24 protein-coding genes and 1 pseudogene are annotated in these 24,842 nt (G+C 48.3%); 13 read left to right on the top strand and 12 right to left on the bottom strand.

What is annotated here, in order from left to right; genetic code table 11:
* Positions 1–25 precede the first annotated feature (25 nt).
* From GQS64_RS10735 to GQS64_RS10710, 6 genes are all read right to left on the bottom strand, one after another.
* Positions 26–148 carry a hypothetical protein gene (locus tag GQS64_RS10735; protein ID WP_256435150.1) on the bottom strand — a complete coding sequence of 41 codons (123 nt, stop codon included), beginning with the start codon at positions 146–148 and terminating at the stop codon, positions 26–28.
* A 180-nt stretch (positions 149–328) separates the two neighbouring features.
* Positions 329–1,393, bottom strand: coding sequence for a glucokinase (locus tag GQS64_RS10730; RefSeq protein ID WP_198231570.1), 1,065 nt, complete (start codon positions 1,391–1,393; stop codon positions 329–331).
* A gap of 157 nt (positions 1,394–1,550) precedes the next feature.
* Positions 1,551–2,483: a penicillin-insensitive murein endopeptidase gene (mepA, locus tag GQS64_RS10725; RefSeq protein ID WP_198231569.1), complete on the bottom strand. Its 933-nt coding sequence runs from the start codon at positions 2,481–2,483 to the stop codon at positions 1,551–1,553.
* Between the two features lie 106 nt (positions 2,484–2,589).
* Positions 2,590–3,537 carry an SDR family oxidoreductase gene (locus GQS64_RS10720; protein ID WP_246798552.1) on the bottom strand — a complete coding sequence of 316 codons (948 nt, stop codon included), beginning with the start codon at positions 3,535–3,537 and terminating at the stop codon, positions 2,590–2,592.
* Positions 3,534–4,664: a tRNA epoxyqueuosine(34) reductase QueG gene (gene queG, locus GQS64_RS10715; RefSeq protein ID WP_198231567.1), complete on the bottom strand. Its 1,131-nt coding sequence runs from the start codon at positions 4,662–4,664 to the stop codon at positions 3,534–3,536. Before queG ends, GQS64_RS10720 begins: the two co-directional genes overlap by 4 nt.
* On the bottom strand, positions 4,645–5,337 hold the full coding sequence (locus GQS64_RS10710) for a glutathione S-transferase family protein (RefSeq protein ID WP_077993320.1): 693 nt from the start codon (positions 5,335–5,337) through the stop codon (positions 4,645–4,647). Before GQS64_RS10710 ends, queG begins: the two co-directional genes overlap by 20 nt.
* A 484-nt stretch (positions 5,338–5,821) precedes the next feature.
* On the opposite strand from GQS64_RS10710, the gene GQS64_RS10705 reads away from it, so the two are divergent.
* Positions 5,822–5,968, top strand: coding sequence for a hypothetical protein (locus GQS64_RS10705; protein WP_198231566.1), 147 nt, complete (start codon positions 5,822–5,824; stop codon positions 5,966–5,968).
* Positions 5,969–6,313: 345 nt separating this feature from the next.
* Here the strand turns inward: GQS64_RS10705 and yihA are convergent, their stop codons facing one another.
* The 6 genes and pseudogenes from yihA to GQS64_RS10675 form a co-directional block, all read right to left on the bottom strand.
* The gene (gene yihA / locus GQS64_RS10700; RefSeq protein WP_198231565.1) at positions 6,314–6,970 is read right to left on the bottom strand and encodes a ribosome biogenesis GTP-binding protein YihA/YsxC; all 657 of its coding nucleotides are present in this window, start codon (positions 6,968–6,970) and stop codon (positions 6,314–6,316) included.
* Entirely contained in the window at positions 6,971–8,818 is a 1,848-nt protein-coding gene (gene yidC, locus GQS64_RS10695; protein WP_198231564.1) for a membrane protein insertase YidC, read from the bottom strand.
* A gap of 259 nt (positions 8,819–9,077) precedes the next feature.
* Positions 9,078–9,332 (bottom strand): annotated as a pseudogene (gene rnpA / locus GQS64_RS10690) (ribonuclease P protein component); the annotation flags it as partial.
* Positions 9,325–9,450, bottom strand: coding sequence for a hypothetical protein (locus GQS64_RS10685; protein WP_256435149.1), 126 nt, complete (start codon positions 9,448–9,450; stop codon positions 9,325–9,327). The gene GQS64_RS10685 and the pseudogene rnpA, both read right to left, overlap by 8 nt.
* Before the next feature lie 42 nt (positions 9,451–9,492).
* Positions 9,493–9,627 (bottom strand): 50S ribosomal protein L34, encoded by a 135-nt coding sequence (rpmH, locus tag GQS64_RS10680; RefSeq protein ID WP_077993314.1) that lies wholly within the window; start codon positions 9,625–9,627, stop codon positions 9,493–9,495.
* A gap of 149 nt (positions 9,628–9,776) precedes the next feature.
* Complete coding sequence (locus tag GQS64_RS10675) at positions 9,777–10,826, bottom strand: DUF4105 domain-containing protein (protein ID WP_198231563.1); 1,050 nt, start codon at positions 10,824–10,826, stop codon at positions 9,777–9,779.
* 143 nt (positions 10,827–10,969) lie between these two features.
* Here GQS64_RS10675 and GQS64_RS10670 point away from each other — a divergent pair, with 143 nt between their 5' ends.
* From GQS64_RS10670 to GQS64_RS10615, 12 genes are all read left to right on the top strand, one after another.
* On the top strand, positions 10,970–11,206 hold the full coding sequence (locus GQS64_RS10670; RefSeq protein ID WP_198231562.1) for a hypothetical protein: 237 nt from the start codon (positions 10,970–10,972) through the stop codon (positions 11,204–11,206).
* A 437-nt stretch (positions 11,207–11,643) separates the two neighbouring features.
* Positions 11,644–11,850, top strand: coding sequence for a hypothetical protein (locus GQS64_RS10665; RefSeq protein WP_198231561.1), 207 nt, complete (start codon positions 11,644–11,646; stop codon positions 11,848–11,850).
* 71 nt (positions 11,851–11,921) lie between these two features.
* Positions 11,922–13,193 carry an alpha/beta hydrolase gene (locus GQS64_RS10660; RefSeq protein WP_246798558.1) on the top strand — a complete coding sequence of 424 codons (1,272 nt, stop codon included), beginning with the start codon at positions 11,922–11,924 and terminating at the stop codon, positions 13,191–13,193.
* Positions 13,194–13,265: 72 nt separating this feature from the next.
* Positions 13,266–14,396, top strand: a complete 1,131-nt coding sequence (locus tag GQS64_RS10655) for an Mrp/NBP35 family ATP-binding protein (protein WP_198231560.1) — start codon at positions 13,266–13,268, stop codon at positions 14,394–14,396.
* Between the two features lie 312 nt (positions 14,397–14,708).
* Positions 14,709–15,491 (top strand): lytic transglycosylase domain-containing protein, encoded by a 783-nt coding sequence (locus tag GQS64_RS10650; RefSeq protein WP_198231559.1) that lies wholly within the window; start codon positions 14,709–14,711, stop codon positions 15,489–15,491.
* A gap of 213 nt (positions 15,492–15,704) precedes the next feature.
* A complete protein-coding gene (pyrF, locus tag GQS64_RS10645) occupies positions 15,705–16,400 on the top strand; it encodes an orotidine-5'-phosphate decarboxylase (protein WP_198231558.1) in 696 nt (231 codons plus the stop codon).
* A gap of 89 nt (positions 16,401–16,489) precedes the next feature.
* A complete protein-coding gene (locus tag GQS64_RS10640; protein ID WP_077993302.1) occupies positions 16,490–17,980 on the top strand; it encodes a succinate CoA transferase in 1,491 nt (496 codons plus the stop codon).
* 9 nt (positions 17,981–17,989) lie between these two features.
* Positions 17,990–18,874, top strand: coding sequence for a 16S rRNA (cytidine(1402)-2'-O)-methyltransferase (rsmI, locus tag GQS64_RS10635; RefSeq protein WP_198231557.1), 885 nt, complete (start codon positions 17,990–17,992; stop codon positions 18,872–18,874).
* Between the two features lie 272 nt (positions 18,875–19,146).
* The gene (locus tag GQS64_RS10630; RefSeq protein WP_198231556.1) at positions 19,147–19,515 is read left to right on the top strand and encodes a YraN family protein; all 369 of its coding nucleotides are present in this window, start codon (positions 19,147–19,149) and stop codon (positions 19,513–19,515) included.
* 331 nt (positions 19,516–19,846) lie between these two features.
* Entirely contained in the window at positions 19,847–20,092 is a 246-nt protein-coding gene (locus GQS64_RS10625) for a hypothetical protein (RefSeq protein WP_077993300.1), read from the top strand.
* A gap of 130 nt (positions 20,093–20,222) precedes the next feature.
* Entirely contained in the window at positions 20,223–24,026 is a 3,804-nt protein-coding gene (gene metH, locus GQS64_RS10620; protein WP_198231555.1) for a methionine synthase, read from the top strand.
* The gene (locus GQS64_RS10615; protein ID WP_198231554.1) at positions 24,023–24,787 is read left to right on the top strand and encodes a pyrroline-5-carboxylate reductase; all 765 of its coding nucleotides are present in this window, start codon (positions 24,023–24,025) and stop codon (positions 24,785–24,787) included. The genes metH and GQS64_RS10615 overlap by 4 nt, the downstream gene beginning before the upstream one ends.
* The last annotated feature ends 55 nt before the right edge of the window (positions 24,788–24,842 follow it).

Here is a 24,842-nt window from a genome sequence, read left to right as displayed (position 1 = left end):
ATTCCGACAAGTGCCAAAGGAATGGCTACTTCAGGTTTTTGACCCAGAACCGGCCTTCCTTATCAAGCATGAAGCGAGCGGGATCACGGACATAGGATTCCATTCCGACAAGTGCCGAAGGAATGGCTATTTCAGGTTTTTGACCCAAAACCGGCCTCACTTATCAAGCATGAAGCGAGCGGGATCACGGACATAGGATTCCATTCCGACAAGTGCCGAAGGAAGGACTACTTCAGGTTTTTGACCCAAAACCGGCCTTACTTATCAAGCATGAAGCGAGCGGGATCACAGACATAGGATTCCATTCCGACAAGTGCCGAAGGAAGGGCTACTTCAGGTTTTTGACCCAGAACCGGCCTTCCTTATCAAGCATGAAGCGAGCGGGATCACGGACATAAGATTCCATTCCGACAAGAGCTGCTCGCGGGTGAAGGATAATGAAGGTAGCGATTGTTTCAAGCAATTTCTCGTGCGGCTGTTTGTGGATGAAATTTTTGCGGAATTCGGTTTCGTCTAGCAGTTGGAGCATTTCCGGCAAAATACCCCCGCCAATATAAACGCCGCCTTCGGCTTTGAAAACGAGGGCAAAATCACCGGCAAGACGCGCGAGATAATTGATGAAAAACCGGACTGCGTCAAAAGCCGGATTGTCATGGGGCCGGTGTTGATTGGCAAATTGTTGATGGGCAAATTGTTGATGGAAAAGCAAGGCTTCAGCCGTAACTTCTTCAGGCACTGCGATATTGGAGGGAACCCCGCGCATGTCGCAGAATGCGCGATAGATGTTGAGAAGCCCACGCCCGCTTAACAGCTCTTCGGCACTTACACGGCCGACAATTTTTTTCAAAAACGGGTAGAGAGCAAGATCTTCTTCGCTTTGCGGGGCATAATCGACATGTCCGCCTTCTCCTTCAATCGGGATATAGCGACCGTCAAGATAGATCAAACCGGCAATGCCGAGACCCGAACCGGCGCCGATAATGACTTTTGTATTATCTGTCGCGGTGTTTATCGGGCCAATGGCTTGCAGATATTTTTCCGGCAGGGTCACCGTCGACAGGGCTTGTGCCTCGAAATCATTGATAATGAAGACTTCGTTGAAGCCGAATTCTTTTATCAACTTTTTCGGGGCAATAACCCAGTCACAATTGGTCAATTTGATATGATCGCCGGTGACCGGACCGGCAATGGCCAGAAACAGCGATTTCGGAGCCGTCTTTAAAAGTGGTAGAATGGTTAGCCGGATCGCCTCTTCAATGGTTGGAAATTCATCAACCTTGCGGGTGGCAATGGCAAGCTGTTCGCCAGCCTGATTGAGGATGAGCGAAAATCGCATATTGGTGCCACCAATATCGCCGATAAGAACAGGAAATTCCAGATTTTGATTTTGCATAAAGGCCATTCCTCGGTTTGGTGGTTGATTTGCAAAGATCCGCTTTATTCAAGCTATTCATATATCCGCTTTGCTCAAGCAGTTAAATATATTCGCTTTGCTCAAGCAATTAAATATATTCGCTTCTCTCAAGCTGTTAATATTTGCACAGTCATTTCTATTTAGCCGGTTTTTCCGGTGCATTCAAAACCGCACGACATTCCTTCGGCAAATCCGAAACCATCATCACACGCGGTTTCGGGGGTGGTGTTGTAACGGGCTTTTTGGGTTTTTTGTCGGCCCATGGTTCATCGGTAAACCACCAGGCAAGCGATTTGTCGCAACCGTCACCGGCTGTCACTTTCGGTTGCGGTTTGCAATTGTCCGAACCCGGCTGGCATTTCAACCGCACATGGAAGTGCCAGAAATGCCCCCAATAGGGGCGCACTTTCTGGAGCCATGAACGGTCACCGGTGACTGTGTCGCACAACTGTTTTTTTATCCCCGGATGCACAAAAATGCGTTCGACTGCGGGGTTTTCTGCGGCATCGCGAATAAGGGCTGTGCGTTCGGGAGTCCATTTTTTCGGGTCGGCATAAAGCGAATCTTTTTTAAGCATAGATACGCCTTGCATATTTTCTCTTTCTTCCGCGCTTAAACGGTGGTCCGGCATAGGCGTGAGCCAGATATCCGCATCAAGCCCGATTTGATGGGAGGCGTGCCCGTTCAGCATCGGCCCGCCGCGCGGTTGCGAAATGTCACCGATGAGGAGGCCTGACCAGCCATCTTTGGCAGCCTGCCGCGACAATTGCTCGATAAAGCGTATAGTGGCCGGATGCCCCCAATTGCGGTTACGCGAAAGGCGCATGACTTGCCAGTTGGGGCCGTCAATCGGCAGGGCTTCGGCACCATTGAGACAACCTTTGGAATAAAAACCGATGGATTGCGCTTGACCGGACGAGGGCAATCTGACAGCACCAAAAGCCTGTTTTGCCGGTGCGTCGGAAGTTTGTTCGGTCGGCTCTTCACCATGCGCCAGCGCCATTGGCAAAAAAACTGCGGCCAATGTTGTTGCCAAAATCCGGTTGAGTGACTTGAACCGTGAAGACATTCCTAACGCCTTTCAAATGCGCAAACTTTTTTTAAAAGCACAACAATGTTCAATATTTGCAACTTTTTTCAAGCCTCCGCCTGCTTTTCCGTTTTGCGTGCGATTGCTAGAACTTTTTACCCCGAAGATGATCTGCCCACATGGCTTTCAATGCGGTTCGATAATCGGGATATTCGAGATTATATCCTGTTTTTAAAAGTTTATGGTTCAATATTCTTTTATTATCACCATAAAAAGAACGTGCCATGGGTGACATATCGGCTTTTTCAAAGGGCACTTCTTCAAGATCGGCCACACCCATCAATTTTGCCGCATAATGCATGACATCTTCAGGCGCTGCCGGTTCATTATCGACAATATTGAAAATGCCTTCACGTTTTGCCGAAGAAAAAGCCTTGATGACACCGGCAATATCATCAACATGGATGCGGTTGAAAAATTGCCCCTTTTTGATAATGAGCGTTTTATTGCCCTGACTTAATTTTATAAAAGGGTTGCGTGAAGGGCCATAAATGCCGCCAAGGCGCAAAACGGCAACGGGAATATTGCGTTTTTCCCCGAAAGCCTGCCATTTTTTTTCCACTTCAAGGCGGGCAATGTTGCGTTTGAGCGAGGGGCGACAGGGGGCAGACTCGTCAATCCACCGGCCGTCATGATTGCCATAAACGCCAATGGTGGAAAGATAGCCTATCCATTTTAACGCCGGCATAGAGCCAAGAATGTCGGGCCGGTTCAAAACCGCGTCGCTCATTGTGTCATCGGGTGAAACCGAAATAACAAGATGTGTTGTTGTTTCAAGCCTTTCAAAAAAGGACGGGTTCGGCTTGTCGAAAAGAAAGGGTTCGATATTGGCACTTTCGAGAGAGGCGAATTTTTCTTTTGTGCGTGTTGTGCCGCAAATCCGGCTTTTTCGGGCGGCGGAAGTGGTGTCTGATGTGTCGGGTTCGAGGGACAAGTTTTCACCATAAAGCGAACCGAAGGCGCGAGCCGAATAACCGGCTCCGAGCATCATGAATTGTTCTGGCGCTTTTGCGTTTTCCGTTATCCGTTTCAATCTTCCCATTCCTTTAACACATCGGGGTCTGAAGAGAATGTTATAGAACGCTTTGCCAATTCATCAAATTCGGCTTTTGTGAGGAGTTGTTTCAAGGCCCAGACGGCCATACCGGCAACAAGCGGATCGGGATCCTTTAAATGCGGCTTGACCACATTGACAAGCGAGCGGTCGGCGCTGTTTCCCGCAGCAATCAGACAATTGCGGATAAAGCGGTTGCGCCCGATACGCTTGACCGGAGAGGCGGTAAAAAATGAACGGAAAGCCGCATCATCAAGTTTCAAAAGAAAATCGAGTTTCGGTGCAATCAGATTTTCTCGTGCTTTGAGTTTGATTTCACGTGTGTTTCTGGCAAATTTGTTCCACGGGCAGGCGGAAAGGCAATCATCACAGCCATAAATGCGGTTGCCGATGGCTTTACGGAATGAAAGCGGGATTTGCTCTTTGAGTTCGATGGTCAGATAGGAGATGCAGCGGCGTGCATCAAGCTGATAAGGGGCGGGAAAAGCATGGGTAGGGCAGGCGGAAAGACAGGCGTGGCAAGAACCGCAATGGTCGATTTCCGGTTGATCGAAAGGAAGTTCCACATCGGTAAAAATGGAACCGAGAAAAAGCCACGAACCGAATTCACGGCTTACAAGATTTGTGTGCTTTCCCTGCCAGCCAAGTCCGGCAAGTTGGGCAAGCGGTTTTTCCATAACGGGTGCGGTATCGACAAAGACTTTGACATCGCCGCCGAAACGCGAAACAAAGCGCGAGGCTATCTGCTTGAGACGCCCCTTTATCAATTCATGATAATCACGATGGCGGGCATAATAGGAAATATTGCCGGAACTTTTGTCGGGTTTAACGTGGAATTCATGCGCTTCCGGCCCGTAATTCATAGCAAGCATAATGACCGATTTGACTTCCGGCCATAAATTGGCAGGAGCCATGCGCCGTTTAGCGGTTTCAACCATCCATTCCATGGTACCGTGATAGCCGTGGTTCAATGCCTCGAAAAGGTGAATACCGGCTTTTTGATTGTTGGAACCGGTGATCGCAATGGCATCGAAACCGAGGGCTGCGGCTTCTTCGAGGAGAAAATCCTTGAGTTTTGCTTTGTCGCTAGAAGTCGAGATCGGCATAATGCGTGCTCGGTGCAATGCCCCTTATGCGGTCATTCAGAAGCGGCCGGAAGGACGGCCTCGATTTGATACGCATATACCAGTCGCGCGAGGCAGGAAAAGACTTCCAGTCCAATTCGCCCATGAAATCGAGAACCGAAAGTGAAGCGGCGGCTGCAAGATCGGCATAAGAGATAGAGTTTCCGGCGAGCCAGTCACGCGAGGCGCAAAGCCATTCGAGATATTTCATATGCGGGCGAATATTGGCACGGGCATTGCGCAAGGTTTGTGAATCGGGTGCACCACCTCCCTGCGCCAGCGGAATTTCGCGTTTATAAATACGTTCGCGCACAATGTGACGGGTTACTTCGCTTTCAAACTTCGTTAAAAACCATTCGGTCAGGCGGCGCACTTCTGCGCGTTCAAGCGGGTTTTCGGGAAAGAAGCGCTGGTCGCGGCGCAAGCCGCCGCGCGTTTCATCAAGATATTCGTAAATGACATAGGCGCCGCAAAGCGGCACTTCGCGTTCTGCCAGAAGTACCGGTACACTGCCGGCCGGATTGAGCACAAGAAACTCGCGCCGACGTGCCCATTCATACTCTTCGATCAGGTTGGTGGCCACATCATATTCATTGAGGATGAGCCGCACAAAACGGGAAGAAGAGGACATCGGATGATGAAAAAGCGTTAGCATGACTACTCTGGTTTTTTAAAAACTTCAAAAGACCTTATAGAACCCATTCGCCCGAAGAACAAGAAAGGGAACCACAATGCTCCCCCTGTTGCAACACTCATGCTTAACCAATTGTAAAACACGGCAAAAAATTGTTTCTCAACGTTAATAATTTGAAAACGGAATGAACAAACCGGTCAAGTTGAAAAGACATAGTCATGAAGTGACGTAATCATGATTTGTCTTGACGTGCCGGATGTTTTGTCTTGCCCTCTCAAAATTTCTGCAAGAGTTCAAGTGTAAGCAGGTGGCTTTTCCATGAGAACTGTTTTTCGGACAAGGATCAGAGCCGGTTTTTTATAAAAGGGGTTTGGCTGGTGAGGCTTTGCGCGCAAATAGTTTCAGAAAAAGGGGGAATTTTTTAAAATGAAGGCAGGATTTTTTAAAAAGCAGGAAGTGATTTCCAATAGCCGGCCTTTACCAACCGGGTTTCAATGATGAGGCAATGACTGCAAATAATTTCACGCTTGCCAAAAAGGTTTTGTTTATTGTGGCGCGCATTTTCAAGCCGCCACTTTTGAAAACGAAATCGGTCAAAACTTGGAAGGGGCGTAACTTGGAAGGGTCGAAACTTGAAAGGGACAAAACTTGAAAGGGGCGAAACTTGAAAGGGGCGAAACTTGAAAGGGGCGAAACTTGGAAGGGGCGAAACTTGAACGGGTCAAAACTTGGAAGGGTCAAAACTTGGAAGGGTCAAAACGTGAAAGGGTCAAAACTTGATAGGGGCGAAACTTGGACGGGGCGAAACTTGAAAGGGACAAAACTTGAACGGGGCAAAACTTGGAAGGGGCGAAACTTCAACCGCGTAAAATTTGAACCACGTAAAATTTAACGGGGCAAAAATTGAACCACGTAAAATTTGAACCACGTAAAATTTGAACCGCGCGAAATTTGACGGGGCAAAATTCAATGAACAAAAACTTGATCGGGCAAAAACTTATCGGGCAAGCGGATTGGCAGCCTCTAAAATCGTTTCCCGCAAATCGTCAAGGCCTATTCCTTTTTCCGAAGAGGTGGCAATGATGTGCGGAAAAGCGGCAGGGCGTTTGGCAATGGTCAGATGGGTTTTTTCGATCAATTTTTGAAGTTCGGCCGGTTTGATCTTGTCGATCTTGGTCAACACAATCTGATAGGAAACGGCTGCTTTATCAAGAAGGCTGAGCACATCCCCGTCATTCTTTTTGATACCGTGGCGGGAATCAATCAGCACATAAACGCGTTTTAAAGTTGTGCGACCACGCAGATAATCGAAAATCAGCTTTGTCCATTGGTCGACCTGCGCTTTCGGGGCTTCGGCAAAGCCATAGCCCGGCATATCGACAAGTGCAAGCGGCGGCAAATCATCAACAGTGCCGGCAAAGCCGTCAGGCACAAAATAGTTGAGCTCCTGTGTGCGGCCGGGTGTGTTGGACGTGCGGGCGAGACCTTTATGGCCAACCAGCGCATTGATGAGCGAGGATTTGCCGACATTGGAGCGACCGGCAAAGGCAATTTCGGCTGGCCCTTCGGGCGGCAGAAACTTCATTGCCGGTACACCGCGGATAAAAATCCAGTTACGGGCAAAAAGTCCCGCCAATGCAGGACTGTCTGTCACTTATTTGGTCTCTTTCTTCGGTTTCTTTTTGAAGATGGCTTTGAGATTGTCCCAAAGTTCGATCTTTGCACCCTGACTTTTCATGATGATTGCCTGCTGGCAGATCGACAGCGTGTTGTTCCATGCCCAGTAAATAACGAGACCGGCAGGAAACGAGGCAAGCATGAATGTAAAGACAATCGGCATCCATGTGAAAATCATGGCCTGTGTCGGGTCGGGGGGTGTCGGGTTCATGCGCATTTGCAAGAACATGGTGATACCCATAATGACAGGCCATGCACCGATCATCAAAAATGCCGGAACATTATAGGGAAGCCAACCGAACAGATTAAAGAGCGATGTCGGGTCGGGGGCGGCAAGGTCCTGAATCCAGCCAAAGAACGGCGCATGGCGCATTTCAATGGTGATATAGAGCACTTTATAAAGGGCAAAGAAAATCGGGAATTGCACCAGAAGCGGCCAGCAACCGGCAAGCGGGTTGATTTTCTCGGTTCTATAAAGCTCCATAATGGCTTGTTGTTGCTTGACCTTGTCATCGGCATATTTGGAGCGGATTTCCATCATTGCCGGTTGCACAACTTTCATGCGTGCCATGGATTTATAAGACTTGTTGGCAAGCGGGAACAGAACCGCTTTCAAAATGACAGTAACAAGCAGAATGGCTACACCGAAATTGTTGGTGAGCTTATAGAGAATGTCGATCAGAGCAAACATCGGCTTGGTGATGATCGAGAACCAGCCCCAGTCGATCAACAATTCAAATTTTAAAATCTTCAGATTGTCCTGATAGGCATTGATGGCTTCAACGCGTTTGGCTCCGGCAAACAAATGATTGGTAATGGTTTCGGTTGCACCCGAAGCGACGGTGATGGCCTTGCCGGTCAAATCCGACTGGTAATGGGTGGAAAGACGATCGAAATAGACAAAACGGCTGGTATATTCCTCGTCCTGCGGAGGAATAGCGGCAACTGCCCAATATTTGTCGGTAATGCCGATAAAGCCGCCTTTGACCTTATCGAAAACCATTTTCTTTTCGTTTGACGCATCCGGCTTCAAATCCTTGAGCGCGGCATATTTCTCTTCCTTGAGGCCGTCATCACCGGCAACGCCGATCATGCCTTCATGGAGAAGATAGGTGGCACTTGCGTGTTCGGGAGGAGCAGCGCGTGCAACGCGCGCATAAGGCAGAAGGCTTACAACCGAAGAAGCATTATTGGTGACACTGTCCGAAATGGTGAACATATAATTTTCGTCAACCGAGATCACACGGTGGAAGACTTGTCCCTGACCGTTATCATAGACAAGATGAACGGGTGTCTTGGGTGTCAAGGTTGCGTTTTCACCATCAACCTTCCATTCGGTGTTGAATTGCGGCAGGCTTCCGGCGGGCAAACCCTTGCCGGTAAAACCGAATTCGGCGATATAGGTTGTGTTGAAACCATTGGGATTGAGAAGGGCAATTTCCGGCGAGTTCTTGTCAACCGTCAAGCGGTAATTTTTCAAAAACAGATCATCGAACTGGGCGCCGACAAGGTTGATCGACCCTTGCAGTTCAGGTGTGTCGATCAAAACGCGTTTGGACTTGTTCAACGCCGCATTGCGGGCGTCCGGTGTCATTTCAAGACCGGCGGGGTTTGTTTCGTCTTTGTTTTGCGGCGGTGTTACAGTGCCATTTTCGGCAGTCGGAACGGCCTGATTTTGTGCCTGTTGATCTTGCTCGATCTGGCGGGCAATTTCTTGTGCCTTTTGCTGGTCGGCATTTTTCGGTGCAACGTAAAAAAACTGCCAGACAAGAATGATAAGCAGAGACAATCCAATAGCAATGAAAAAATTACGATTATATTCCATGAGCGATTGTCCTGTTATCGTTTCGAGTTTTGCATTTTTGTCCGAACCGGCGCTTCATTTCTCCGGTCAGACTGGCGAATGATGCGTCAAGTGCATCGGGACGCGCAATGATGACATAATCTGTCCCGTTGACAAGGTCACAATTTGCGCCGGCGGTGATGTCACGAACGGTGATGTCACAATTTGTGCCGGCGGTGATGTCACAATTTGTGGCGGCGGCCTTGTCATGAGCGGTGATGTCACGAGCGGCGATGTTACGAGCGGCTTTGTCACGCGTCAATGAAAGCCGGAATGCCTCGCGTAGTCGCCGCTTGATGCGGTTGCGCCTGACCGCATTACCATTTTTACGTGTTACGGTAAAGCCGACGCGCGGCAAGGTTTTTTCCTTGATTTCTTCCGGTAAATCGCGACTTTTCGATTCCAGAAGAAAAAACGGGCCACGTCGTTTTTCACCGTTTCTTAATGCCAAAAAATCCGCCCTTTTGCGAAGGCGGAGGTAGGATTTCTCACGCATCGGAAAAACCTTTAACAAAACTCTGCCATAAGGAAGCGGGTTCCAACGGGTGTTTCAATGCCGGACCATTTGCAGCGAAGAAGGGAAAAAGCTGTAGCCGAAACAAACTTTCCCCCATATCGTTGTAAAATCCTTGAACCAGTCAGCAATAAAGTCGAAATCAGGCTGAAAGGCGTTTGCGACCACGTGTGCGGCGGGCTGCAATCACTTTGCGGCCACCAAGGGTTGCCATGCGCGCACGGAAACCGTGGCGGCGTTTACGAACGAGTTTGGACGGTTGATATGTACGTTTCATTTATTTAACATACCGCGGCGTGCGGCCCTTCTTGGTTCTATGTGCGGTTTCCCGCCGGTTGAACAGTTTTTGTGCCCTTTCGCCTGCTTCAAGTTCAAGTTGCAGTTCAGGGGCAATTTTTGCGCTTATACGGTTTAGTTTTCGCCGAGTCAATTGCCGTTCGTGTTTCGCGCCCGTCTTATATCAACAGAATATTGGTCGCGACGGCCATTTATCTGGGGCACGATACGGGCTTCGTCAACAAGTGTGGCCAATGATTTTTTCGTATCCACCACCTTGAGATCATAAAGATAGGAGGGAAGTTGTCCTGAAAAGAGAATGCGCCAGTCAAGCGGTATGCCGGGGTCGAGAATGCGCGCCATGTCAAACACCACCGTTGTGCAATTGGCCGTCACAGTATTATAGAAGCGTGCTTTACGGGCAAGCTTGTTGGCTGTTTCAAGATAATTCAGAAAGAGCTCTTCGATCTTTTCCCGGTCTACATTGATCGGGTAGCGGTAAACATGTTCACCCCTTATATCCGTGCGCAATTTTATAATGTCTTCTTCAGGTGCGGCAATCATTATCAATTCAAATTCTTTGAAAAAACCGCCTATGGCCGAAAAACTCTGGTCTTTTGTGCGCCGGATTTCTGCCGAAAAAACCAGATGACGCCCGTCTTTGAAGGTAAAGCCTACAAGCGTGTGGGCAATATAGGGCCCCATCCAATAGGATAGATACACGTCAAGTCCGACAATGTCTTTGATATTATAAGTGCCATTTTCCCATCGTTCTTTTCCCTCGTAAGCCGAAATCCAGTCAAAATCGCGGATATTTTCAAGATGGACAATGTCGGGATTGATCGGGTCGAATTCCGCCTCGACACTTTTTGATAATTCCGGCGCCCAATCGCGGTGCAATGTCGGCTTTATCGTTGCCCACCAGCTTGTAACGGCAATAAACATAATCGCCAATATAATCCGCGATTTCCACGGCGTTCTGAATTCAAGCGCCAATGCATAAATGCCGATGACAAGCCACAAAACCGCAATGGTAACAAAAACCGGCATGTTGAACGGCAATTGATAGAAAAACGCAAACAGGCTCCACAGCAGCATGAAACAGGCAAAAACAAACCAGATCGCACGTGCAACTTGTGTCACTATACGGGCGATGATACGGGTGAATTTTGTCCGGTTTACGGAAAGACTTTGCTGCATAAAACGACTCGGATGCCAATAAACTTCCAGTCTGCAATATTACGTTACAAAGTGGCGATATTATTGCCGAAGAATAAAGTTGTATTCAAACAAAAAACAACTTATGATTGCTATTTGTTATATAGAGTATATCGGGTATCGGGATGAATGAACAGTGCACAGATATGCAACGGCTGATCTCTACGATTCGTCAATATCTTTCATCGGAAAATAAATCATTTGAATTTCCGGTCAATGGCGTTTTCGAGGTCGAAAGGTCGGTCGAGAATTTTCATTCATACAATGACAGCTTCGATTTGGATGATGGAATCTTGCGCGATTTATTGTGTATTGAAGCGTTGCGAATTGGTCTGGTTCTGCATTTCGGCAAAGAAAAATAAACCCGCCCGTATAGAATTTTTATCGCAATGATGAACCGAAAAAGTGCTGTGGCGTAAGGGCAAAGTGCCCGCTGGTTACTTTTTATTAAAGCGCCACTATTTTTTCTTATTTTAAAACCGGCAATCGTCATCAAAGATAATGAAAGACAATTGAAGGCGGGCAAAGACAGGCAAAGACAGGCAAAAGCGGACAAAGGCAGGCAAAGACAGGCATAGCATTGTCAGGAATGGTATTGTCGGGGCCGGAATTGGCGGAAATGGAATTGTCGGAAATGGTATTGTCGGAAACGGCCTTGTGAAGGGGATAAAACCCTCAAATAACCGGAACAGTGAAGCCCGATAGAACAAGCATAATAGAACAGGCATAATAGAACAGGCGGGCGGCGCTTTAAAAAACAGGCGGCGGCGTTTTTTGCCGGAGGCGGGTAGGCAAGCCCGTGTTCAGCAAAACCGGTGAAGTTGAACAGGTGAATAGGGTGGCTATGGGGCGGGTAGGCAGGCACATTTTCATCAAAACCGGTGAAGACGAGCAGGCGAATAGGGTGGCTATGGCAAAGCAGCTTGATATGAGCCGGTTTTGCCCCCGTTGCAAACTTGCAAAGCTTGGCCTGAAAGGTGCGGGAAAACGACCTTATCACCCCTAATTGTTTTGCCGGAAGGCCTTCCATTCCTTATATTGATAAATTGTTAAAGGGTTTTTTTCATAATCGTGTTCATGACAAAAGGGTTCGGTTTTATTGTTGCTTTTTTTCTTCTGGCATTGGCAAATTTCATTTGCGATGCAATGGCGTCCTCATGGGGGGAGGGGGCGGAAAAATTGGCGCTTCCGGTCAATAATGATCCGGTCAATAATGAAACGAAAACCGGAAATGATACGAAAAATGAAAATGCAATAATCTCGGCAATCGGGCGTGAGCGGATAAAATCCGAGCAAATAAAGACAGAGACAGCCCGCATGATAAAGTCTGCTCGAAGAGTTGTGCCTGTTGAAGGCGGGAAAGCTCGTCAAGTGGCAAAATCGGGCGAAATTAAACAATCTTCGGACGTTATAAAAGTCAATGCGCTTATGCAAAAAGCGGAAAACGGGAAGGTCGCCTTGTCGCTCCAAAACGGGCGCGACACAGAGACGGAAGCCGGAAAACCGCTTCAAAGAGCGACATTGAACGGGAATGACCGGACGTTTACCGGAAATATAAAAGCGTTTAACGGAAATAACGCCAACAACGCCAATAACGCCAATAACGCCAATAACGCCAATAATGCCAATAATGCGCGAAATAGAGGAATTTTTATGCAGCAGAATAATGCGACCGAAACCGGATTGAAGCGTTTAGAGAATTTTCATATGCGCATTGACCGTGCCGATCATCCATCCGGCGAGGTGGTTATATTGCTTCACGGGTCGGGCGGCGATGAAAATTCGTTATTGTCCTTTGCCCGCCCGATATGGCCACGGGCAACACTTGTCGGCATTCGCGGGCGCATTGTGCAAAATGGTGAAACGCGCTGGTTCAGAAAAATTACACCGACAAAGTTCGACCAGCAGGATGCTGTTCACGAAGCCGATGCTTTGGTAAAATTTCTCGTCGGGCTTGCCGATGATGAAAATTATGATTTGTCGCGGGTGACTTTTGTCGGCTATTCCAATGGCGCGAATTTGCTGGCCGTTATTATGATGCGCCATCCCGATCTTGTGCGCCGTGCCATTCTTATGCGTTCAATGCCTATTCTCGATAATACGGCGCGCGAGGATTTGTCGAAAACACAAGTCCTGATTATTTCGGGCAAAAAGGACGCGCTTTATTCACCGTTTGAACCGGCTTTATCGGCCCTGTTCCATAAAAATTCTGCCAAGGTTGATAATGTGATGGTCGATAGTGACCATATGATAGGCGAGCGTGACCGCGACATTATTGTCAAATGGTTGGCCGACAAGAATTCGAGCCATATTTCGGCCAATACAAAAACCGTCAAAACTGCCCATTAGCCGGTTGACCGAAGGCTTGTCACCGCGATAGGAAAGAGAAAAATCCAGCAATTTTGCAGGAAGGAAAAGTTCGTGTCCAATATCACAAGCGATGATGTTGTTGATGAGTTGCGAAAGGTCAAAGGGCCTGATTTTGAAAGCGATATTGTTTCGCTCGGCCTTGTTTCGGAAATTTTCATCTCCGATGGCAAAGTGTTTTTTTCGATAACTGTGCCGGATGAACGTGCGCAGGAACTGGAGCCGATGCGACAGGCTGCGCAGAAAGTGGTCGAGGCGCTTGATGGTGTCAAAGCGGCTATTGTTACTTTGACAGCCGAGAAAAAAGGCGGAACCGGTCAGGAGACAAGCCGGAATGGCAGCGAAAGCCACGCCGGAAGTGCTAAAAAAGTTGTTGCGCAGTCGGGACATGCGCATGTTGGTCGCGGTGTTGGTGAAAAACAGCCGATTGAAGGTGTCAAACATATTATTGCTGTCGCATCCGGCAAGGGTGGCGTTGGCAAATCGACAACCGCTATCAATCTGGCTTTGGCACTGGCCGATAAAGGCTTTAAAACGGGGCTTTTGGACGCCGATATTTATGGGCCATCACTGCCGAGACTAACCGGCCTTATCAACCAGCGCCCGCGTGCTGTCGAAGGCAACAAGCTGGAAACGCTTGAAAAATTCGGCTTGAAATTGATGTCGATGGGTTTTCTTGTTGACGAAGACCGCCCGATGGTATGGCGCGGGCCGATGGTGATGTCGGCGGTCACACAATTTTTGCGGGATGTTTTATGGGGGCCACTCGATGTTTTGGTGGTCGACATGCCACCCGGCACCGGCGACGCGCAATTGACACTCGCCCAGCAAGTGCCGTTAACCGGTGCGGTTATCGTTTCCACCCCGCAAGATCTCGCATTGGTTGACGCGCGCAAGGGAATCGAAATGTTTACCAAGGTCGGTGTGCCGATTCTGGGTGTCATCGAAAATATGAGTTATTTTATCGCTCCCGATACCGGTAAACGCTATGACATTTTCGGCCATGGCGGGGCGCGCAATGAAGCCCACCACCGGCAAGTGCCGTTTTTGGGCGAAATCCCGCTTGATCCGGATGTTCGCGCTTTGTCGGATGCGGGCACACCTGTCTATGTTGCAAGACCACAAAGCACTTTTTCCAAACTCTATCGGGAAATTGCCGAAAAGCTCGCAAGTAACCTATCGTAAACCATGTTTTGCCAAGTCGAACAAGTTGTGCTAGGTTGACTTTGCAACTGATGTGCCTAGATGTCATTTTGAAACGCATTTTACGTTTCAAAGTGTCGTTCATATCGGAATTATTCCTTGTAAAACCACAGGTTTTCAAGGATTTTCGGTAGGATTGACCAGAAAATGACAATTTGGTCACAGGATTGCCATGAAATTGGCTAATACACGCCGGAACGCATTTTGTGTACAGAGTATGTGCGTTTTTGACAGCCGTGATTTTGTGGCTTTCTTGAAAAAGTTTGCATAAGTTTGAATAAAAACGGGTGGTGCATGACTAAACGACGTTTGATTGTCAGCGGCAGTATTATTGTACTAACAGGGTTTTTGGGCGCCTGTACCAATGAGAACAAGCCAAAAGCCGAACTTACCGATGCGACCAAGTCGATAGCACGGGTCGGAACAATGACAACGCCGTTATCTTACGGTTATCTGATTGACAAGAAAATTCCCGTTCCCGTGTTCAAGGAACTCTCTTTTAACGGCAAACAAGCAAATCCCGCTGCTCTCGCCAAAGAGGCGGCAGCCAATCCTGCGGCACTTTCCGCGCCTTCCGGTCCTGTCGAACTTGCCCATGCAAGTCCGCAAGTGGAAGAGCTGATTTCCAAATATTCATTGGCCTATAATGTGCCTGAAAGGCTTGTGAGGCAGGTTGTCAAACGTGAAAGCAACGGCAATCCCAATATTCGTAACGGCCCCTATCTCGGCCTGATGCAAATCAGCCACCCGACAGCGAAGGGCATGGGCTATCAGGGCGACCCGAAGGGGCTTCTCGATGCCGAGACGAATTTGCGCTTTGCCGTGAAATATCTGGCCGGTGCCTACAAGGTTGCCGAAGGGGATGAAGCGCAGGCTGTGCGCCTTTACGCCCGCGGCTATTATTATGATGCCAAGGCAAAAGGGCTTCTGGGCGCAACCGGACTTGGTGACAATTCGGGTATTTCCGATGATGCCAAAGCTGCTGTCGAATCTGTCACAAGGCAGAAAACCGATGTCAGCACGGGAAATGGCACTGTCAATATTCCGATACCGCAACTGAAGAACAGCGGAACGTGATTTCCAAAACGGGAGGAAATAATTTATCTATATGCCGGCTATGCCGGTATATAAACGCGTAATTGCGTTAGATAATAGAAAGTCGGAAGTTGTACTTTCAGCTTATGCCTGATAAGGAGCTTCCGGATGGAACCTATCCGGAATAAAACTGTTGTTGCAGTTGGTTGCGGATGTTCCGGACTTTCTGAATGTAATGGGAATGGAGTTTAATTGATGGCAAGTGTTATGCGAGATCGGTTGATCGTCGGATTGGACGTGGCCGATATTCGGCAGGCAGAAAAGCTGGTTAATCAATTGGGTGATACCATCAGCTTTTATAAAATAGGCTATCAATTATTGTTTGCAGGCGGGCTTGAATTTGCCCGTGAACTCAAAGCGGCAAACAAAAAAGTCTTCCTTGATATGAAACTTCTGGATATCGACAATACGATTGCGAGTGCGGTTGAAAATATCGTCAAACTCGGAGTCGATATGTTGACAATCCACGCTTATCCGAAGGCGATGCGCGCGGCAGTCGCCGCAGCAGGACAAAGCAATCTTTGTCTTCTCGGTGTGACCGTGCTCACCTCCATGGATGACGCTGATCTGAAAGCTGCCGGTTACTCCGACAATGCCGAAACATTGGTGCTAAAGCGGGCAAAAGACGCGCGTTTGGCAGGAATGGGCGGTATTGTTGCTTCGGCTGCCGAAGCCCGCAAGTTACGCGCTATTATCGGTCCTGATATGGCTCTGGTCACCCCCGGTATCCGCCCGAAAGGGGCAGATAAAGGCGATCAGAAACGTGTTATGAGCCCGATGGAAGCTATTCGAGCCGGTGCAAGTCATCTCGTGGTTGCCCGTCCGATTATCAAAGCTGATAATCCTCTGGAAGCGGCAAGGAATATTTTGAAAGAAATGGAAGAGGCTTGATAGCATAAGTTTGGAAAAATTTACTTGAGCCACAAAAAGTCGAGCGGGGCGGGGCTCGTTTTGTTGTTGTGGAGAAATGGGAGAATAGAATGTTTGAAGACCGGATCCAAAGTGCGGAATTGAGACAAAAAATCGTCTCGGCAGAAGAGGCGGCAAGCCTTGTCAAAGATGGTATGGTCGTTGGCATGAGCGGTTTTACCCGCGCCGGAGATGCCAAGCTTGTTCCACACGCAATGGCCAAACGGGCAAAAAAACACCCCTTTAAAATTACCCTGCTGACAGGGGCTTCACTGGGCTATGACACCGACAAGCTGTTATGCGAGGCAGGTGTACTTTCCCGTCGTATGCCATTTCAGGTCGACACAACTTTGAGAGCGGCGATCAATCGCGGCGAGGTCATGTTTATTGATGAACATTTGTCCGAAACGGTCGAACAATTGCGCGCCCACCAGTTACCACCGGTCAATATCGCCATTATCGAAGCGGCGATCATACATGAAGATGGCTCGATTGTGCCAACCACTTCGGTGGGCAATTCGGCAAGTTTTGCTTTGGGTGCCGATCAGGTTATCATCGAGCTCAATACCAGCGTTAATCCGGCAATAGAAGGTATTCACGATATTTATATTCCATCCCCGCGCCCCAATCGCAAACCGGTGGAAGTTCTGGAGCCGGATACACGTATCGGTACGACGTCGATCAAAGTTGACAAAAACAAGATCGCGGCGATTGTTATTTCCGATGTGCAGGATAGCCCGTCATTGATCCTGCCGGCAGATGATGCGACCAATGCCATTGCCCGCCATTTGACCGAATTCTTCCTGAAAGAAGTAGACCAGGGGCGCATGGATATGACATTAAGCCCCATTCAAGCGGGTATCGGCACGATTGCCAATGCGGTTCTGACCGGTTTTGTGGATAGTCCGTTCCATAATTTACGGATGTATAGCGAAGTCTTGCAGGATTCGACATTCGAGCTTTTCGATGCCGGTAAACTCGATTTTGCATCCGCTTCGTCGATTACATTGAGCGATAAATGTGCAGCGCGTGTTTTCCCCAATATCGAACACTATAAGGACCGGCTGATCTTGCGGCCGCAAGAAATATCCAATTTGCCGGAAATTATTCGCAGACTCGGTATTATCGCTATCAATACCGCTCTTGAATTCGACATTTACGGCAATGTCAATTCGACCCATGTCGGCGGCACCCATATGATGAACGGTATTGGCGGGTCGGGCGATTTTGCGAGAAATGCCTATATTTCGGTTTTTGTGACGAAATCGGTTGCCAAAGGTGGCAAGATTTCTTCGGTTGTGCCAATGGTTGCCCATGTCGATCATACAGAACATGATGTCGATGTTCTGGTGACAGAATTGGGTTATGCCGATTTGCGCGGTCTTGCACCACGCGAACGTGCGCCGCTTATTATCGAAAAATGTGCCCATCCCGACTATCGCGATGTATTGCGCGATTATTTTGATCGTGCTTGCAAAACGGTTGGCGGCCAGACTCCGCATATTCTTGATGAAGCCTTTGGACTTCACCGCAAACTCAAGACAACAGGTTCAATGTTGTAGGACAATTTTTTGACAGACAGGAAATATATCATCGGGGCGAATGCTTATGAAGCACCCGCCCTTGAACCGGCGCTCTACCTTGTGGCAACACCGATAGGAAATCTCGGCGATATAACATTGCGGGCAATAGAAACAATTGCCGCTGCCGATGTGCTTGCCTGCGAAGACACCAGAGTGACACGCATCTTGCTTGACCGTTATGGTATCCACCAGAAGCCGATCGTTTATCAGGAACACAATGTCGAGGAAGCAGGTAAAAAACTTCTCGGCGCTCTCGAAGATAACCAATCGGTCGCACTGGTGAGCGATGCCGGTATGCCGCTTATTTCCGACCCCGGTTTCCGGCTGGTTGCCGAGGCGCGCGAAAAAAATATCAAAATTGTGCCCGTTCCGGGTGCTTCTGCCGCTTTGACAGCATTGATTGCAACAGGTCTGCCAACCGACAGCTTTTTCTTTTCCGGCTTTCTTCCAACAAAGTCCATGCAAAGAAAAGCCCGCCTTGAAGAACTTGCGTCCATTCCCGCTTCATTGATTTTTTACGAGTCGCCGCACCGCGTGTCTACAACTCTCGCTGATATGGTTGAAGTTTTCGGGAAAGATCGCCGCGGCGCAATCTGTCGCGAAATGACCAAAAAATTCGAGACAGTCGATGTTGCGCCACTTTCCGAGCTTCATGAACGCTATAATGATAGCGAAAAAATACGTGGCGAAATTGTTATAATTGTCGAACCGCCATCAAAACAGGAAGAAAAATTCGACACGGAAGAAATCGACAAGCTTCTGGTCGAACTTGCGAAAGATTTTTCCGCAGCAAAAGCCGCCGCTGAAGCGGCCAGAATAACCGGACACAAAAAAACGGAACTTTACAAGCGCCTGTTATCTTTGAAAGACTAAGCTTTTTTAACGAAGAGCAGGGAGCTTAAAAAAGTGAAGCGGCTCGAAAATCCCGAATAGTGGAAAAAGCGCGAATAGTGGAAAAATAAGGCGCTTAAAACAAATCTTTTAGATTTCTCGCTGGTTAATTTTTAAATTGTCGGTTCTCTCACCTTTGAAATCGTTGGCAGCACGATCAAAGTGCTGTGTTTTTTTAAATATTTCTTTATAGATTTTTATTCTTGTAAGTAGATAGGCCTGTCATTTTTCTCACCTTTTCATGAAGCGGGATCATGAACAAAAAACGCAAGAAAAAAATATATTGGTATGGCATTTATGCTGAAAGAGTTGCAGCCTTATGGTTGCAACTGAAAGGCTATCACATTGCCGAACGCCGGTTTGAAACCTATTTCGGTGAAATTGATATTATAGCACGGCGTGGCAATGTTATTGCCATTGTCGAAGTAAAAGCGCGTCCCACCATTGAAGAGGCGATGGAAGCAGTCAAACAACCAAGTAGAAAGCGCATTGACAAGGCGGCAAATGTTTTTCTCGCACGCCAGTCCGACGCTAAAAAATTGCGGCTGCGCTATGATTTGATTGCAGTCAGCCCGTGGAAATTGCCCCGCCATATAGAGTCGTTTTTTCAACCGGAAAATTGAAAAGCATGAGAAGGGGAGAGCTAACGAGCAATTCCGGTTTGGCAATTCCGGCTTGGCAATTCCGGTTTGGCAATTCCGGTTTGTTCAAGATAAGCGGTGTTGCTCATAATAGCTTCTGCGATAAATAGGGTATAATAGCTTTAACGACGAAGAGCTTGGGAGAGGAAAAACGGTTCCATGAAAAAAACTTCGTCGTTAGGCGCATCGCTGAAGCGGCATGAACGAAAAAAACATTTTGTTTTTGTCTTTCATGCGTTAGAAGGAAAAGTAACATTGAGTAGCCGGACTTCGATTTCTGGATAATTGCAAGCCCGCTTGAAGAGGATTGATTATGGACGATTATGAGAAGTTCGCAACCGGTCTTATAATAGTTTTTGGTGCGTTGATTATTGGCGGTCTGATGGCTGCCCATCTTGTTACCATGAACCGCGCCGGTTTTATGTTTGCTTTAAGTGCCGGTGTCATGGGCTGGTTTTCTGCTTTTGCAATTCTGTTCGACAAGAAAAAAGCCTATCTTATTTTGATAATTCTGTCAGTTTTGTGTGTCGCTTGCTCTATCGGTATTTTTGTCCGGTGACGATCACAAAAAGTTTTATTAAAAAGGCGCCGGTTTATACCGGCGTTTTTTATTTCTATTCTTGGAATTCATTGACATAAAGATTTCTTTATGTCACTCATGACCGGCTGATATGAAAGGTTCCCCCGCTATGTCTCATATTGTCGAAAAGTCATCTTCCGGTGAAGAGAAAGCCTCTGGCAAAACATCAAATCCTGTAGAACAATTGTTCGGTCAAACAGAAAAGCCGAAAAACCGTTCGGAAGAATTGCGCCGATTGGCGCGCGAGCGCATTCTTATTCTTGACGGCGCGATGGGAACGCAAATCCAGTCTTTCCATTTTGATGAAGAACATTTTCGTGGTGAACGGTTTGTGGCTTGTAGCTGTGCTCTTCAAGGCAATAACGACCTTTTGACATTGACCCAGCCGAAAGCCATTGAAGACATCCATTTGCGCTATGCCTTGGCTGGTGCCGACATTCTGGAAACCAACACATTTTCTTCAACCACCATTGCGCAGGCCGATTATGGCATGGAAAATATGGTCTACGAGCTTAATCGTGACGGCGCCCGTCTTGCGCGCCGCGCAGCCTTGCAGGCCGAAGAAAAAGACGGCAAGCCGCGCTTTGTTGCCGGTTCCATTGGCCCCACCAATAAGACCGCGTCGATTTCGCCCGATGTCAACAATCCCGGTTTTCGTGCCATTACCTTTGATGAATTGCGTATTGCCTATGGCGAGCAGATCAATGCATTGATTGATGGCGGTGTTGACCTGCTTCTCATTGAAACCATCTTTGATACGCTCAATGCCAAAGCGGCTATTTTCGCCGCAAAAGAAGTTTTTGCCAAAAAAAATATCGAATTGCCGATTATGATTTCCGGCACAATTACCGATATGTCGGGGCGCACACTTTCAGGGCAGACGCCAACAGCCTTTCTTTATTCGGTTGCCCATGCCAAGCCGTTTTCTGTCGGGCTTAATTGTGCGTTAGGCGCAAAGGCCATGCTTCCGCTTGTGAAGGAAATTGCTGCCAATACCGAAGAACTGGTTTGTGTTTATCCGAATGCCGGTTTGCCCAATGCCTTTGGCGGTTATGATGAAACGCCCGAAATTATGGCAAAAGAGCTTGAGGAATATGCGCGTGAAGGTGTCATCAATATCGTCGGCGGTTGCTGCGGGACCACGCCCGACCATATTCGCGCTATTGCCGAGGCGGTCAAACCGTTCAAACCGAGGAAGCCCAAGCCGCAGGAAAAGCTTTTGCATTTGTCGGGTCTTGAACCGTTTACACTCACCCACGACATTCCTTTCGTCAATATTGGCGAACGCACCAATGTCACGGGTTCGGCAAGGTTTCGCAAACTCATAACCAATAATGATTATACCGCCGCTCTCGATGTTGCGCGCAATCAGGTGGAAAACGGTGCACAGGTTATCGACATCAATATGGATGAAGGCTTGATTGATTCCGTTGCGGCCATGCGCAAATTTTTAAATCTCCTTGCCGCCGAGCCTGATATTTCCCGTGTTCCCATCATGATTGATTCATCGAAATGGGAAGTTATTGAAGCCGGTCTTCAATGTGTGCAGGGAAAATCCATCGTCAACTCGATTTCCTTGAAAGAGGGTGAGGAAAAGTTTATCGAACACGCAAAACTTGCTTCCCGTTACGGGGCGGCGGTTGTGGTGATGGCTTTTGACGAAAAAGGTCAGGCCGACACCGAGCAACGCAAGGTTTCAATCTGCGAACGGGCTTATAGAATTCTGGTCGACAAGGTCGGTTTCCCGCCTGAAGATATTATTTTCGACCCCAATATTTTCGCCATTGCAACCGGTATCGACGAACATAATAATTACGCCGTCGATTTTATCGAAGCGACCAAAGAAATTCGCAAAAAATTGCCTTATTGCCATATTTCCGGCGGGGTCTCCAATCTCTCATTCTCGTTCCGTGGCAATGAACCGGTTCGCGAGGCGATGCATTCGGTCTTCCTTTATCGGGCAATTGCCGCCGGTATGGATATGGGCATTGTCAATGCCGGACAATTGGCCGTTTACGATACAATCGAACCCAAGCTTAAAAAAGCCTGTGAAGATGTGATCCTCAATAAAGACGCTGGCGCAACCGAGCGCCTGCTTGCTCTTGCGGAAGAATATCGCGGTAAGGCCGGTGGCGGTGTCAAAAAGGAAAAAGACTTGAGCTGGCGACAATTGCCGGTGGAAAAGCGCCTTGAACATGCTCTTGTGAACGGCATTACCGAATTTATCGACGCTGATACGGAAGAAGCACGCCAAAAAGCCGAACGCCCGCTTGATGTCATTGAAGGGCCGCTCATGGCCGGTATGAATGTAGTGGGCGACCTTTTCGGTTCGGGCAAAATGTTTTTGCCGCAGGTGGTGAAATCCGCCCGCGTGATGAAACAGGCTGTGGCCATTCTTCTTCCCTATATGGAAGAGGAAAAGCGTAAAAACGGTGGTGAAGGCCACCAGAGTGCGGGCAAAATTATTCTCGCAACTGTCAAAGGTGATGTTCACGACATCGGCAAAAACATTGTCGGCGTTGTGCTTGCCTGCAATAATTACGAGATTATCGACCTTGGGGTAATGGTTCCGGCACAAACCATTCTCGACGCGGCACGGCGTGAAAAGGCCGATGCAATCGGTCTTTCCGGCCTCATTACACCTTCGCTTGATGAAATGGTCAATGTTGCCCATGAAATGGAAAGTCAGGGCTTCGATATTCCCTTGTTGATCGGCGGAGCAACAACAAGCCGCGTTCACACGGCCGTCAAGATCAATCCGCAATATCACCGCGGGCAGAGTGTCTATGTGCTTGATGCAAGTCGGGCCGTGGGGGTTGTTTCATCGCTTCTTTCCCCGCAAACAAAAACGGCGACAATCGAAAAAATCCGTGAGGAATATGCCAAGCTTGCCGCCGCCCATGAAAAGGGCGAACAACAAAAGACCCGCGTTTCATTAGATGAGGCGCGCGCCAATGCACTGAAACTCGATTTCAAGAATTATAAACCGGTCAAGCCGACATTTCTCGGTGTCAAAAAATTCGACGATTGGGATCTTGCCGAACTTTCGACCTATTTCGACTGGACACCGTTTTTCCAGAGCTGGGAATTGCGCGGGCGTTTTCCGGCAATTCTTGATGATGAAAAGCAAGGGCCAATTGCCCGCCAGCTTTATGATGACGCGCAAAAAATGCTTGAAAAAATCATTGCCGGAAAATGGTTCCATCCGAAGGCGGTGATCGGCTTCTGGCCGGCAAACCGCGTTGGTGACGACATCCGCATTTATACAGACGAGACAAGAAAACACGAGCGGGCAACCTTCTTCACTTTGCGCCAGCAATTGCAGCGGCGCGAGGGAAAGCCCAATCTTGCTCTGGCCGATTTTGTGGCTCCTGTCGGCACACCGGATTATCTTGGCGGTTTCGTGGTAACGAGCGGCTTTGGCGAGGAAGAAATTGCCGAACGTTTCAAACGCGAAAACGACGATTATTCTTCCATTCTTGTCAAAGCTCTGGCCGACCGTTTTGCCGAAGCTTTTGCCGAATGTCTGCATGAACGCGTTCGCAAGGTTTATTGGGGTTATGCGGCCGATGAAAATTCGACCAAGGAAGACCTTATTGCCGAAAATTATCGCGGTATACGTCCGGCTCCGGGCTACCCCGCACAGCCCGATCATACCGAAAAGGGCACATTGTTCGAGCTTCTTGACGCGACAAAAAATACCGGTGTGAAACTTACCGAAAGTTATGCCATGTGGCCTGGTTCGTCGGTTGCCGGACTTTATTTTTCCCATCCCGACAGCTATTATTTCGGCGTTGCCAAGGTCGAACGCGATCAGGTTGAAGATTATGCCGAAAGAAAAGCAATGCCGGTGAGCGAAGTCGAACGCTGGCTCGGCCCGATCCTGAATTACGAGGTTAAAAGAGACAAATGAAACTAGGTTTTATCGGTACAGGAACCATTGCCTCGGCCATGGTGGAAGGCTTGATGAAGAGCAATCTTCCGGTTGAACAAATCACGATTTCACCCAGAAATGCCGACCGCGCGGCAGAGCTTTCAAAGCGCTTTGAAAAGGTGAAAATCGGCAAAGACAATCAGGATGTGATTGACCGGAGCGATGATGTTTTCATTTGTTTAAGAAGCCAGATTGCCGAAGAAGAATTGAAAAAGCTCGATTTTTCTAAAGCAAAAACAGTTATTTCGGTTATAGCCATGGCAACGGCAACCGAGACCGAAAAATGGATCGGCAAAAAGGTTTTTCGCGCCGTGCCGCTTCCCTTTGTTGCCGAAGCCAAAGGCGTTACAGCAATTTATCCGGATAATCGGGAATTGAAGAAAATCTTCAATGCGATGGGTGGGGCAATTGCTGTCAAGGATGAAAGCCAGTTTGCTTTGATGATGACTGCCGGCTCTCTGATGGGCGTCTATTTCAACTTCATCGAAACGGCAAACCGTTGGCTTGAAAAAAACGGGCTTGATGAAAGCCAGTCAGCACCGTTTCTTGCCTCTATGTTTGGCAATCTTGCCGACGAGGCGCGTAAAGTAGAGAAGCCCGATTTTACTAAATTGGAAGCCGAATATTCGACCAAAAAAGGCACGAACGAGCTGGTCTCCCAATATTTTACCGATCATGGTGGCAGAGAAGCGCTCACCGGCGGCCTTGATGAAGCGTTCAAACGTATCAAAGGCGAGTGAGCACCTAACGCCAATCACCCGCCATTTGTGTGCGAAAACTGGTTCAAAACAATGT

Source organism: Bartonella sp. P0282 (assembly GCF_048452985.1).
GTDB classification, from domain to species: domain Bacteria; phylum Pseudomonadota; class Alphaproteobacteria; order Rhizobiales; family Rhizobiaceae; genus Bartonella; species Bartonella choladocola.
The sequence above is the reverse complement of the archived record's forward strand: the minus strand, read 5'-3'. Positions and strand labels throughout refer to the sequence as shown.

What these genes read in the sequence shown, in the direction of transcription:
- GQS64_RS10685 (WP_256435149.1), bottom strand. Translation starts at nt 9,450, where the DNA reads ATGGGGGAAAGTTTGTTTCGGCTACAGCTTTTTCCCTTCTTCGCTGCA.
- GQS64_RS10615 (WP_198231554.1), top strand. Translation starts at nt 24,023, where the DNA reads ATGAAACTAGGTTTTATCGGTACAGGAACCATTGCCTCGGCCATGGTG.
- GQS64_RS10710 (WP_077993320.1), bottom strand. Translation starts at nt 5,337, where the DNA reads ATGCTAACGCTTTTTCATCATCCGATGTCCTCTTCTTCCCGTTTTGTG.
- GQS64_RS10640 (WP_077993302.1), top strand. Translation starts at nt 16,490, where the DNA reads ATGTTTGAAGACCGGATCCAAAGTGCGGAATTGAGACAAAAAATCGTC.
- GQS64_RS10675 (WP_198231563.1), bottom strand. Translation starts at nt 10,826, where the DNA reads ATGCAGCAAAGTCTTTCCGTAAACCGGACAAAATTCACCCGTATCATC.
- GQS64_RS10730 (WP_198231570.1), bottom strand. Translation starts at nt 1,393, where the DNA reads ATGCAAAATCAAAATCTGGAATTTCCTGTTCTTATCGGCGATATTGGT.
- rpmH (WP_077993314.1), bottom strand. Translation starts at nt 9,627, where the DNA reads ATGAAACGTACATATCAACCGTCCAAACTCGTTCGTAAACGCCGCCAC.
- GQS64_RS10660 (WP_246798558.1), top strand. Translation starts at nt 11,922, where the DNA reads ATGACAAAAGGGTTCGGTTTTATTGTTGCTTTTTTTCTTCTGGCATTG.
- GQS64_RS10670 (WP_198231562.1), top strand. Translation starts at nt 10,970, where the DNA reads ATGAATGAACAGTGCACAGATATGCAACGGCTGATCTCTACGATTCGT.
- queG (WP_198231567.1), bottom strand. Translation starts at nt 4,664, where the DNA reads ATGCCGATCTCGACTTCTAGCGACAAAGCAAAACTCAAGGATTTTCTC.
- GQS64_RS10650 (WP_198231559.1), top strand. Translation starts at nt 14,709, where the DNA reads ATGACTAAACGACGTTTGATTGTCAGCGGCAGTATTATTGTACTAACA.
- metH (WP_198231555.1), top strand. Translation starts at nt 20,223, where the DNA reads ATGTCTCATATTGTCGAAAAGTCATCTTCCGGTGAAGAGAAAGCCTCT.
- GQS64_RS10705 (WP_198231566.1), top strand. Translation starts at nt 5,822, where the DNA reads ATGACTGCAAATAATTTCACGCTTGCCAAAAAGGTTTTGTTTATTGTG.
- yidC (WP_198231564.1), bottom strand. Translation starts at nt 8,818, where the DNA reads ATGGAATATAATCGTAATTTTTTCATTGCTATTGGATTGTCTCTGCTT.
- GQS64_RS10625 (WP_077993300.1), top strand. Translation starts at nt 19,847, where the DNA reads ATGGACGATTATGAGAAGTTCGCAACCGGTCTTATAATAGTTTTTGGT.
- pyrF (WP_198231558.1), top strand. Translation starts at nt 15,705, where the DNA reads ATGGCAAGTGTTATGCGAGATCGGTTGATCGTCGGATTGGACGTGGCC.
- GQS64_RS10630 (WP_198231556.1), top strand. Translation starts at nt 19,147, where the DNA reads ATGAACAAAAAACGCAAGAAAAAAATATATTGGTATGGCATTTATGCT.
- mepA (WP_198231569.1), bottom strand. Translation starts at nt 2,483, where the DNA reads ATGTCTTCACGGTTCAAGTCACTCAACCGGATTTTGGCAACAACATTG.